Below are 11124 nucleotides of genomic sequence, written 5' to 3'. Positions count from 1 at the left end.
CCCCCACGTCCCACTGCTGGGGGGCCTGGCCGTTGCACGGCCAGAGCTGCACGCGGGTGCCGTCGGCCGAGCTGCCGCCCGCGACGTCCACGCACTTGCCGCCGTAGCCGGTGATCTGGCCGGTGGCCGCCGACGCCGCGGGGGCCAGCGCGAGCGGCGAGGCCAGGGCGGCCGCGGCGAGCACGGGCAGCAGGGTGCGGCGCAGCGCGCGCCGTCCGCGGCGGCCGGGGGCCGCCGTGGTGGCGCCGGCTGCGGTGGGGGATGGGTGCGGTGACGTCCGTGCACGGAAGAGCACGCTCGACCTCCTCGTCGAGCCCCGGCCCGACGCCGGTGCCGGGCGCTCCAGGGGCGGTGGCACGGTGACTCGTGTCACCTCATCGTGTCAAGAGGGGCGTACCCGGGCACTCCGGTCGCCGGACGGGCCCGACACACCGCGGGACGCCGAGCAGGACTCGGTCCTGCACCCTGGGCGGGTCGACGGCGCCGGGCCGTCCGAGGTGAGGAGCAGCCGTGGGCGAGGACGCGAGCGCGACCGGGGCCGTCGGTCCACCCGAGGCACAGCCTGCCGCGAGCCCGGCTGCGGGGTGGACGCCGGGACGCTTCGAGGGCCGGACGGCGGTCGTCACCGGCGCTGGGTCGGGGATCGGCCGGGCCACGGCGGTGCGCCTCGCGCGCGAGGGCGCCCGCGTCGTCGCCGTCGAGCTGCTCGCCGACCGCCTGGACGCGCTCGTCGCCGAGCACGGCGACCTCGACCTCGTGCCCGTGGCGGCCGACGTGACGACCACCGAGGGTGTCGACGCCGTCGTCGCCGCGGCGGCCGGCCGCGTCGACGCGCTCGCCAACGTCGCCGGGATCATGGACGGCTTCCTGCCGCCCGCCGAGGTCGACGACGCGACGTGGGACCGGGTCCTCGCCGTGAACCTCACCGCGCCGATGCGGCTGTGCCGCGCCGTGCTGCCCGGCATGGTCGGGGCGGGCGCCGGGGCGGTCGTCAACGTGGCCTCCGAGGCGGCGCTGCGGGGCTCGGCCGCCGGCGCGGCCTACACCGCGTCCAAGCACGGGCTCGTCGGCCTGACGAAGAACATCGCCGTCATGCACCGCGCCCAGGGGGTGCGGGCCAACGCCGTCGCACCCGGGCCGGTCGCCACCGGCATCGACGCGCCCATGCGCTCGGCGCAGGCCGCCGGGGTCGTGGGCCCTCTCCTGCAGGCGGTGCTCACGGCGCCGGCGCAGGCCGAGGACCTCGCGGCGTCGATCTGCTGGCTCCTGTCCGACGACGCCGCCAACGTCAACGGCGTCGTCCTCGCCTCCGACGGCGGCTGGTCGGCCGTCTGAGGCGGTACCACCCCCGACCCGCGACCGACCCCGAGACGAGGACGTCCCCATGGCCGCACCGCCGCTGCACCCGGACCTGCGCGCCGCGCGGTTCTTCCCGCGGAGCGTGACCGGGCCCCGGCGCCTGCGGGCGCTCCGGCTCGCGACGCGGCTCGCGCCGCGACTGCGGGAGCGGCCCGGGGTCGAGGTCGTGCCGCTGGACGGCGGGGCCACCCTGCGGGTGCACCGTCCCGCCGCGGTCCCCGGCCCCGCGCCCGCGCTGCTGTGGGTGCACGGCGGCGGCATGGTCCTCGGCAGCGCAGCGACGGAGGACGACCTCTGCCGCCGCTGGGCCGACGAGCTCGGCGTCGTCGTGGCCTCGCCCGACTACCGCCTCGCCCCCGAGCACCCCTACCCGGCGCCGCTCGAGGACTGCTGGGAGGCGCTGACGTGGCTCGTGGACCGGCCCGAGGTGGATGCGTCCCGGGTCGTCGTCGGCGGGGCCAGCGCGGGGGGAGGCCTCGCCGCCGGTCTCGCGCTGCTGGCGCGCGAGCGCGGCGTCGACCTCGCCCTCCAGCTGCTCGTCTACCCGATGCTCGACGACCGCACCGGCGCGCGGACCGACGTCGACGCCCGCCCGTTGCGGCTGTGGAGCCCGGGCAGCAACCGGTTCGGCTGGCGCTGCTACCTCGGCGGGCTCTCGGGCGACGCCGTGCCGGCGCCCGCGGCCCCGGCGCGCGCCGAGGACCTCTCCGGCCTGCCGCCGGCGTGGGTCGGCGTCGGGACCCTCGATCTCTTCCACGACGAGGACGTCGTGTACGCCCGGCGGCTGCGCGCGGCGGGCGTCCCGTGCGAGCTCGAGGTCGTCGAGGGCGCCTACCACGGGTTCGACGTCGTGCAGCGCGGCGCCGGGGTGTCCCGCGACTTCCTCGCGGCCCAGACCGCGGCGCTGCGCTCCGCGCTCGGCACCTGAGGGCGCCGGGGTCAGCGCCGCCCGGCGAGCTCGCGCTCGCGCTCGTCCGCGGCGGGCCGCGCCCCGTCGGCGGGGCCGACGCCGCGGGAGGTGGCGGCCGGGGGGTGCTCCCGCTCGAGCGCGGCCCCCTCGACGTCGACGTCGGGCAGGACGCGGTCCAGCCACGAGGGGATCCACCACGCGCCCCGGCCGACGAGGTGCATGACCGAGGGCACGAGGACGAGGCGCACGACGAAGGCGTCGAAGAGCACGCCCGTCGCGAGGCCGAAGCCGATCGGCTTGACCGCCGCCAGGTGCGAGAACACGAACCCGCCGAAGACCGACACCATGATCACCGCGGCGGCGAGGACGACCGGTCGTCCGCTGCGCAGCCCCGCCATGACGGCGCGCCGCGCCGGCGTCCCGTGCACGTAGGCCTCCCGCATCCCCGAGACGAGGAACAGCTGGTAGTCCATCGCCAGCCCGAAGAGGATGCCGACGAGCAGCAGCGGCGCGAAGTTGAGCACCGGCCCCGGTGAGGTGACGCCGAGGACGTCGGCGAGCCAGCCCCACTGGTAGACCGCCGTCACCGCGCCGAGGGCGGCGAACAACGACAGGACGAAGCCCCCCACGGCGAGCACGGGCACGAGCAGCGACCGGAAGACGAGCACGAGGAGCACGAGCGACAGGCCGACGACGACCGCCAGGTAGACGGGCAGGACGTCGGCCAGCTGGTCGGAGATGTCGATGTTGCCGCTCGCGGCGCCGGCGACGCCGACCGCGACGTCGCCGGGGGCCCCCTCGACCGTCGGGTCCAGCGCTCGCAGGTCCTGCACGAGCTGCTCCGTGGACGCGCTGGCCGGCCCGTCGGCGGGCACCACCTGGAAGGCGAAGAAGCTGCGGTCCGCGGACACGCCCGCCGGGGCGACGGCGACGACGTCGTCGAAGGAGGCCACCTGCTCGGCGAGCTCCACCTGGGTCGCGAGCTCGGCGTCCTCGGCGACGGGCTCGGGCAGGTCCGCCGTCACCACGAGCGGGCCGTTCTGCCCGGGGCCGAAGGCGTCGGCGGTCGCCGTGTACGCCCGGTACTGCGTCGTGTCCTCCGCCTCCTGCGCCCCGCTGGGCAGCCCGAGCCGGATCGACAGCGCGGGCACGGCGACGACGAGCAGCGCCAGCACCGGCAGCACGACGCCGAGGACGGCGCGGCGGGTGCTCATGGGACGGGACCGGTCGACGTGCGCACCCCGTGGGCGCGTGCGGCGGTCGAGGACGCGGCGGCCGACGACGCCGAGCAGCGCCGGGGTGAACGTCACGGCCATGAGGACGGCCACGAGGACGCACACGGCCCCGACCGTGCCCATGGTCCCGAGGAAGCCGATGCCCGTCAGGTTCAGCGCCAGCAGCGCGAGCAGGACGGTCGAGCCCGCGAAGACGACCGCCGTGCCCGCCGTGCCGTTGGCGAGCCCGATGGACTCCCGGAGGTCGACGCCCTCCCGCAGCTGCCGCCGGTGCCGGTTGATGATGAACAGCGAGTAGTCGATGCCGACGGCCAGCCCGAGCATGACGCCGAGCGCCGGTGTCACCGAGGCCATCTCCACCACGCCGGAGAAGGCGAGCGAGGCCGTGACGCCGATGCCCACCCCCGCGAGCGACGTGACGAGCGGCAGGACCGCCGGCAGGGCCGCGCGCAGCATGAGCAGCAGGACCACGCCGGCCACGACGACACCGATGATCTCGCCGGGACCGAGGATGCCCTCGGTCGAGCTCGCGATCTCGGAGGAGAAGTCCACCTGCACGCCCGGGAGGTCGGCGGCCTCGAGCGTGTCGACGACCGAGGACTTGACCTCCTCGGGCAGCGAGAACTGGTCCTGCGTGAAGAGCACGACGCCGAGTGCCGTGGAGCCGTCCTCCGACACGGTGCGGATGCCGGACGCCAGGTCCGCCAGCCGCTGCCCGTCCTCGACCTGCGCGGCCTGCGCCTCGAGCTCGGCGCGGCTCGCGTCCAGCTGCTCCTGCTGGGCGCTCAGCTCGGGCGAGGCGCTGAGCGGCACGCCCGCCTCCTCCAGCTGCGCCGCGGCGGCGTCGACCTGCTGCTGCCCGGCGTCGAGCTGCTCGCGCCCGTCCTCGACCTGCGCGGCCGCGTCCTCGAGCTGCCGGGTCTGGGCGGCCGTCTGCTCCGCGGTGGCGAAGGGGTCGACGGTGCTGCTGACGCCGTCGAGCCCGCCGACGTCCGCGAGCGCCGCCGCGACCCCGTCCCGCTGCTCGGCGGTGAAGGCGCTGCCGTCGTCGGTGCGGAAGACGACCGTCCCCGTCGCGCCGCTGGCGCCCGGCAGCTCCTGCGCGAGCTGCGCGCTCACCCGGTCGGTCTCGGTGCCGGGGATCGAGAAGGTGGACACGAGCGTCCCGCCGAAGGCGAGGAACGCCCCGGCGGCGACCGCCAGGACGGCGACCCAGGCGACGACGACGCGCCAGCCGAGGGCGGCCGCGGAGCGGCCGAGTCGGTAGAGGAGGTGGGCCACAGCGTCGCCTTCCGGAGGAGCTCACGAGGACTGGAGGGGCGCTCGCCGTCGAGCCCGGGCCACGGTAGGCGACACGTGTCGGGGAGGGCAACACGTGTCGGCTTTCTGGGTCGTCGGGTTCCTCCGGGTGCCACACTGACGACCATGGACCCGCGTGTCGCCCGCACCCGCCGGCGCCTGCAGGAGTCCCTGCTCGTGCTCGCCCGGGAGAGGACGCTCGACGAGATCACCGTCGGCGACATCGCCGAGCGGGCCGCGATCAACCGCAGCACCTACTACCAGCACTACTCCGACAAGGAGATGCTCCTCGCGGACGCCCTCGACGCCGCGGCGGCGCAGGCGGCCGAGCTCATCGGGGAGGCGGCCGGCGCCCGACGGGGGGCGGGGGACTGGGGCCCCTGGGTCGACGCCGTGGGTGCGCGCGCGGCGATGCTCACCTACCTGCGCCACGTCGAGGAGAACGCCGACCTCTACCGCCGGGTGCTCGGCGAGCACGGCTCGGCCGTCGCCACGAGCCGGATGCGGCGGCGGGTGGAGGTCATCGTCCGCGACGCCCTCGCCGGGAGCCCGCAGGGCGAGGTCGCCCCCTTCGCCGAGGGGGTGCCCCTGCACGTGGCCGCCGCCGGGATCACGGGCCTCGCGATCGGCGTCGTCACCTCGTGGGTCGAGCAGGACGCCGACGTCCCCGCCGCCGAGGCCGCCGAGTGGCTGTGGGCGATGCTCGACCACCAGGGGCTCCTGCCCACCTGACCGAGCTGTTCGCAGGAGGTGACCGTGCACGGTCACCTCCTGCGAACAGCTCGGTCAGGTGGGCAGGAGCCCCTGGTGGTCGAGCATCGCCCACAGCCACTCGGCGGCCTCGGCGGCGGGGACGTCGGCGTCCTGCTCGACCCACGAGGTGACGACGCCGATCGCGAGGCCCGTGATCCCGGCGGCGGCCACGTGCAGGGGCACCCCCTCGGCGAAGGGGGCGACCTCGCCCTGCGGGCTCCCGGCGAGGGCGTCGCGGACGATGACCTCCACCCGCCGCCGCATCCGGCTCGTGGCGACGGCCGAGCCGTGCTCGCCGAGCACCCGGCGGTAGAGGTCGGCGTTCTCCTCGACGTGGCGCAGGTAGGTGAGCATCGCCGCGCGCGCACCCACGGCGTCGACCCAGGGGCCCCAGTCCCCCGCCCCCCGTCGGGCGCCGGCCGCCTCCCCGATGAGCTCGGCCGCCTGCGCCGCCGCGGCGTCGAGGGCGTCCGCGAGGAGCATCTCCTTGTCGGAGTAGTGCTGGTAGTAGGTGCTGCGGTTGATCGCGGCCCGCTCGGCGATGTCGCCGACGGTGATCTCGTCGAGCGTCCTCTCCCGGGCGAGCACGAGCAGGGACTCCTGCAGGCGCCGGCGGGTGCGGGCGACACGCGGGTCCATGGTCGTCAGTGTGGCACCCGGAGGAACCCGACGACCCAGAAAGCCGACACGTGTTGCCCTCCCCGACACGTGTCGCCTACCGTGGCCCGGGCTCGACGGCGAGCGCCCCTCCAGTCCTCGTGAGCTCCTCCGGAAGGCGACGCTGTGGCCCACCTCCTCTACCGACTCGGCCGCTCCGCGGCCGCCCTCGGCTGGCGCGTCGTCGTCGCCTGGGTCGCCGTCCTGGCGGTCGCCGCCGGGGCGTTCCTCGCCTTCGGCGGGACGCTCGTGTCCACCTTCTCGATCCCCGGCACCGAGACCGACCGGGTGAGCGCGCAGCTCGCGCAGGAGCTGCCGGGCGCCAGCGGCGCGACGGGGACGGTCGTCTTCCGCACCGACGACGGCAGCGCCTTCACCGCCGAGCAGCGGGACGGGGTCGCGGCGGCGCTCGCGGACGTCGGCGGGCTCGACGGCGTCAGCAGCACCGTCGACCCCTTCGCCACCGCGGAGCAGACGGCCGCCCAGACCCGGCAGCTCGAGGACGCGGCCGCGCAGGTCGAGGACGGGCGCGAGCAGCTCGACGCCGGGCAGCAGCAGGTCGACGCCGCCGCGGCGCAGCTGGAGGAGGCGGGCGTGCCGCTCAGCGCCTCGCCCGAGCTGAGCGCCCAGCAGGAGCAGCTGGACGCGAGCCGCGCCGAGCTCGAGGCGCAGGCCGCGCAGGTCGAGGACGGGCAGCGGCTGGCGGACCTGGCGTCCGGCATCCGCACCGTGTCGGAGGACGGCTCCACGGCACTCGGCGTCGTGCTCTTCACGCAGGACCAGTTCTCGCTGCCCGAGGAGGTCAAGTCCTCGGTCGTCGACACGCTCGAGGCCGCCGACCTCCCGGGCGTGCAGGTGGACTTCTCCTCCGAGATCGCGAGCTCGACCGAGGGCATCCTCGGTCCCGGCGAGATCATCGGTGTCGTCGTGGCCGGCGTGGTCCTGCTGCTCATGCTGCGCGCGGCCCTGCCGGCGGTCCTGCCGCTCGTCACGTCGCTCGCGGGGGTGGGCATCGGCGTCACGGCCTCGCTCGCCTTCTCCGGCGTGGTGGAGATGGCCTCGGTGACACCGGCGCTCGGCGTCATGCTCGGGCTGGCCGTCGGCATCGACTACTCGCTGTTCATCATCAACCGGCACCGGCGGCAGCTGCGGGAGGGCGTCGACCTCCGGGAGTCCATCGGGCTCGCCAACGGCACGGCGGGCACGGCGGTCGTCTTCGCGGGCTCGACCGTCCTGCTCGCGCTGCTGGCGCTGAACCTGACGGGCATCGGCTTCCTCGGGACCATGGGCACGGTCGGGGCCGTGTGCGTCCTCGTGGCCGTCCTCATGGCCGTGACGTTCACCCCGGCGCTGCTCGGCGTCGTCGGCCGCCGCGTCCTCGACCGCCGCACGCGCCCACGGGGTGCGCACGTCGACCGGTCCCGTCCCATGAGCACCCGCCGCGCCGTCCTCGGCGTCGTGCTGCCGGTGCTGGCGCTGCTCGTCGTCGCCGTGCCCGCGCTGTCGATCCGGCTCGGGCTGCCCAGCGGGGCGCAGGAGGCGGAGGACACGACGCAGTACCGGGCGTACACGGCGACCGCCGACGCCTTCGGCCCCGGGCAGAACGGCCCGCTCGTGGTGACGGCGGACCTGCCCGAGCCCGTCGCCGAGGACGCCGAGCTCGCGACCCAGGTGGAGCTCGCCGAGCAGGTGGCCTCCTTCGACGACGTCGTCGCCGTCGCCCCGGCGGGCGTGTCCGCGGACCGCAGCTTCTTCGCCTTCCAGGTGGTGCCCGCCGACGGGCCGGCCAGCGCGTCCACGGAGCAGCTCGTGCAGGACCTGCGAGCGCTGGACCCGACGGTCGAGGGGGCCCCCGGCGACGTCGCGGTCGGCGTCGCCGGCGCCGCGAGCGGCAACATCGACATCTCCGACCAGCTGGCCGACGTCCTGCCCGTCTACCTGGCGGTCGTCGTCGGCCTGTCGCTCGTGCTCCTCGTGCTCGTCTTCCGGTCGCTGCTCGTGCCCGTGCTCGCCGTGGGGGGCTTCGTCCTGTCGTTGTTCGCCGCCCTCGGCGCGGTGACGGCGGTCTACCAGTGGGGCTGGCTCGCCGACGTCCTCGGCGTCACCTCACCGGGGCCGGTGCTCAACTTCGCGCCGCTGCTGCTCGTCGGCATCCTCTTCGGGCTGGCGATGGACTACCAGCTGTTCCTCGTCTCGGGGATGCGGGAGGCCTACGTGCACGGGACGCCGGCGCGGCGCGCCGTCATGGCGGGGCTGCGCAGCGGACGACCGGTCGTCCTCGCCGCCGCGGTGATCATGGTGTCGGTCTTCGGCGGGTTCGTGTTCTCGCACCTGGCGGCGGTCAAGCCGATCGGCTTCGGCCTCGCGACGGGCGTGCTCTTCGACGCCTTCGTCGTGCGCCTCGTCCTCGTGCCCTCGGTCATGCACCTCGTCGGCCGGGGCGCGTGGTGGATCCCCTCGTGGCTGGACCGCGTCCTGCCCGACGTCGACGTCGAGGGGGCCGCGCTCGAGCGGGAGCACCCCCCGGCCGCCACCTCCCGCGGCGTCGGCCCCGCCGACGGGGCGCGGCCCGCCGCGGACGAGCGCGAGCGCGAGCTCGCCGGGCGGCGCTGACCCCGGCGCCCTCAGGTGCCGAGCGCGGAGCGCAGCGCCGCGGTCTGGGCCGCGAGGAAGTCGCGGGACACCCCGGCGCCGCGCTGCACGACGTCGAACCCGTGGTAGGCGCCCTCGACGACCTCGAGCTCGCACGGGACGCCCGCCGCGCGCAGCCGCCGGGCGTACACGACGTCCTCGTCGTGGAAGAGATCGAGGGTCCCGACGCCGACCCACGCCGGCGGCAGGCCGGAGAGGTCCTCGGCGCGCGCCGGGGCCGCGGGCGCCGGCACGGCGTCGCCCGAGAGCCCGCCGAGGTAGCAGCGCCAGCCGAACCGGTTGCTGCCCGGGCTCCACAGCCGCAACGGGCGGGCGTCGACGTCGGTCCGCGCGCCGGTGCGGTCGTCGAGCATCGGGTAGACGAGCAGCTGGAGGGCGAGGTCGACGCCGCGCTCGCGCGCCAGCAGCGCGAGACCGGCGGCGAGGCCTCCCCCCGCGCTGGCCCCGCCGACGACGACCCGGGACGCATCCACCTCGGGCCGGTCCACGAGCCACGTCAGCGCCTCCCAGCAGTCCTCGAGCGGCGCCGGGTAGGGGTGCTCGGGGGCGAGGCGGTAGTCGGGCGAGGCCACGACGACGCCGAGCTCGTCGGCCCAGCGGCGGCAGAGGTCGTCCTCCGTCGCTGCGCTGCCGAGGACCATGCCGCCGCCGTGCACCCACAGCAGCGCGGGCGCGGGGCCGGGGACCGCGGCGGGACGGTGCACCCGCAGGGTGGCCCCGCCGTCCAGCGGCACGACCTCGACCCCGGGCCGCTCCCGCAGTCGCGGCGCGAGCCGCGTCGCGAGCCGGAGCGCCCGCAGGCGCCGGGGCCCGGTCACGCTCCGCGGGAAGAACCGCGCGGCGCGCAGGTCCGGGTGCAGCGGCGGTGCGGCCATGGGGACGTCCTCGTCTCGGGGTCGGTCGCGGGTCGGGGGTGGTACCGCCTCAGACGGCCGACCAGCCGCCGTCGGAGGCGAGGACGACGCCGTTGACGTTGGCGGCGTCGTCGGACAGGAGCCAGCAGATCGACGCCGCGAGGTCCTCGGCCTGCGCCGGCGCCGTGAGCACCGCCTGCAGGAGAGGGCCCACGACCCCGGCGGCCTGCGCCGAGCGCATGGGCGCGTCGATGCCGGTGGCGACCGGCCCGGGTGCGACGGCGTTGGCCCGCACCCCCTGGGCGCGGTGCATGACGGCGATGTTCTTCGTCAGGCCGACGAGCCCGTGCTTGGACGCGGTGTAGGCCGCGCCGGCGGCCGAGCCCCGCAGCGCCGCCTCGGAGGCCACGTTGACGACCGCCCCGGCGCCCGCCCCGACCATGCCGGGCAGCACGGCGCGGCACAGCCGCATCGGCGCGGTGAGGTTCACGGCGAGGACCCGGTCCCACGTCGCGTCGTCGACCTCGGCGGGCGGCAGGAAGCCGTCCATGATCCCGGCGACGTTGGCGAGCGCGTCGACGCGGCCGGCCGCCGCGGCGACGACGGCGTCGACACCCTCGGTGGTCGTCACGTCGGCCGCCACGGGCACGAGGTCGAGGTCGCCGTGCTCGGCGACGAGCGCGTCCAGGCGGTCGGCGAGCAGCTCGACGGCGACGACGCGGGCGCCCTCGCGCGCGAGGCGCACCGCCGTGGCCCGGCCGATCCCCGACCCAGCGCCGGTGACGACCGCCGTCCGGCCCTCGAAGCGTCCCGGCGTCCACCCCGCAGCCGGGCTCGCGGCAGGCTGTGCCTCGGGTGGACCGACGGCCCCGGTCGCGCTCGCGTCCTCGCCCACGGCTGCTCCTCACCTCGGACGGCCCGGCGCCGTCGACCCGCCCAGGGTGCAGGACCGAGTCCTGCTCGGCGTCCCGCGGTGTGTCGGGCCCGTCCGGCGACCGGAGTGCCCGGGTACGCCCCTCTTGACACGATGAGGTGACACGAGTCACCGTGCCACCGCCCCTGGAGCGCCCGGCACCGGCGTCGGGCCGGGGCTCGACGAGGAGGTCGAGCGTGCTCTTCCGTGCACGGACGTCACCGCACCCATCCCCCACCGCAGCCGGCGCCACCACGGCGGCCCCCGGCCGCCGCGGACGGCGCGCGCTGCGCCGCACCCTGCTGCCCGTGCTCGCCGCGGCCGCCCTGGCCTCGCCGCTCGCGCTGGCCCCCGCGGCGTCGGCGGCCACCGGCCAGATCACCGGCTACGGCGGCAAGTGCGTGGACGTCGCGGGCGGCAGCTCGGCCGACGGCACCCGCGTGCAGCTCTGGCCGTGCAACGGCCAGGCCCCCCAGCAGTGGGACGTGGGGG

At 76.5% G+C, this 11124-nt stretch carries 10 protein-coding genes; 5 read left to right on the top strand and 5 right to left on the bottom strand.

Going from position 1 to position 11124, the window contains the following annotated elements; all coding sequences use genetic code 11:
- Nucleotides 1-295: RICIN domain-containing protein (locus WDZ17_RS16710; protein ID WP_339576306.1), on the bottom strand; the 295-nt coding region annotated here is incomplete at its 3' end.
- 215 nt (nucleotides 296-510) lie between these two features.
- Between WDZ17_RS16710 and WDZ17_RS16705 the strand changes: the two genes are divergently transcribed.
- Together WDZ17_RS16705 and WDZ17_RS16700 are read left to right on the top strand one after the other, a co-directional pair.
- A complete protein-coding gene (locus tag WDZ17_RS16705) occupies nucleotides 511-1335 on the top strand; it encodes an SDR family NAD(P)-dependent oxidoreductase (protein WP_339576307.1) in 825 nt (274 codons plus the stop codon).
- A 49-nt stretch (nucleotides 1336-1384) separates the two neighbouring features.
- Nucleotides 1385-2287, top strand: a complete 903-nt coding sequence (locus WDZ17_RS16700) for an alpha/beta hydrolase (protein WP_339576308.1) — start codon at nucleotides 1385-1387, stop codon at nucleotides 2285-2287.
- 11 nt (nucleotides 2288-2298) lie between these two features.
- Here WDZ17_RS16700 and WDZ17_RS16695 read toward each other — a convergent pair whose 3' ends face one another.
- Nucleotides 2299-4785 (bottom strand): MMPL family transporter, encoded by a 2487-nt coding sequence (locus WDZ17_RS16695; protein WP_339576309.1) that lies wholly within the window; start codon nucleotides 4783-4785, stop codon nucleotides 2299-2301.
- A 144-nt stretch (nucleotides 4786-4929) separates the two neighbouring features.
- Here WDZ17_RS16695 and WDZ17_RS16690 point away from each other — a divergent pair, with 144 nt between their 5' ends.
- Nucleotides 4930-5535, top strand: coding sequence for a TetR/AcrR family transcriptional regulator (locus WDZ17_RS16690; protein WP_339576310.1), 606 nt, complete (start codon nucleotides 4930-4932; stop codon nucleotides 5533-5535).
- Nucleotides 5536-5589: 54 nt separating this feature from the next.
- Here WDZ17_RS16690 and WDZ17_RS16685 read toward each other — a convergent pair whose 3' ends face one another.
- Nucleotides 5590-6195 (bottom strand): TetR/AcrR family transcriptional regulator, encoded by a 606-nt coding sequence (locus tag WDZ17_RS16685; RefSeq protein ID WP_339576310.1) that lies wholly within the window; start codon nucleotides 6193-6195, stop codon nucleotides 5590-5592.
- A 144-nt stretch (nucleotides 6196-6339) separates the two neighbouring features.
- On the opposite strand from WDZ17_RS16685, the gene WDZ17_RS16680 reads away from it, so the two are divergent.
- On the top strand, nucleotides 6340-8826 hold the full coding sequence (locus WDZ17_RS16680; protein ID WP_339576309.1) for an MMPL family transporter: 2487 nt from the start codon (nucleotides 6340-6342) through the stop codon (nucleotides 8824-8826).
- A gap of 11 nt (nucleotides 8827-8837) precedes the next feature.
- Here the strand turns inward: WDZ17_RS16680 and WDZ17_RS16675 are convergent, their stop codons facing one another.
- Both WDZ17_RS16675 and WDZ17_RS16670 read right to left on the bottom strand, forming a co-directional pair.
- A complete protein-coding gene (locus WDZ17_RS16675; RefSeq protein WP_339576308.1) occupies nucleotides 8838-9740 on the bottom strand; it encodes an alpha/beta hydrolase in 903 nt (300 codons plus the stop codon).
- Between the two features lie 49 nt (nucleotides 9741-9789).
- Entirely contained in the window at nucleotides 9790-10614 is an 825-nt protein-coding gene (locus WDZ17_RS16670; protein WP_339576307.1) for an SDR family NAD(P)-dependent oxidoreductase, read from the bottom strand.
- Nucleotides 10615-10829: 215 nt separating this feature from the next.
- Between WDZ17_RS16670 and WDZ17_RS16665 the strand changes: the two genes are divergently transcribed.
- Nucleotides 10830-11124: RICIN domain-containing protein (locus WDZ17_RS16665; protein ID WP_339576306.1), on the top strand; the 295-nt coding region annotated here is incomplete at its 3' end.

Origin of the sequence: Pseudokineococcus basanitobsidens (genome assembly GCF_037482545.1) — a bacterium.
GTDB classification, from domain to species: domain Bacteria; phylum Actinomycetota; class Actinomycetes; order Actinomycetales; family Quadrisphaeraceae; genus Pseudokineococcus; species Pseudokineococcus basanitobsidens.
This window is presented reverse-complemented; position numbering and strand designations above follow the sequence as displayed.

What these genes read in the sequence shown, in the direction of transcription:
- WDZ17_RS16690 (WP_339576310.1), top strand. Translation starts at nt 4,930, where the DNA reads ATGGACCCGCGTGTCGCCCGCACCCGCCGGCGCCTGCAGGAGTCCCTG.
- WDZ17_RS16675 (WP_339576308.1), bottom strand. Translation starts at nt 9,740, where the DNA reads ATGGCCGCACCGCCGCTGCACCCGGACCTGCGCGCCGCGCGGTTCTTC.
- WDZ17_RS16700 (WP_339576308.1), top strand. Translation starts at nt 1,385, where the DNA reads ATGGCCGCACCGCCGCTGCACCCGGACCTGCGCGCCGCGCGGTTCTTC.
- WDZ17_RS16685 (WP_339576310.1), bottom strand. Translation starts at nt 6,195, where the DNA reads ATGGACCCGCGTGTCGCCCGCACCCGCCGGCGCCTGCAGGAGTCCCTG.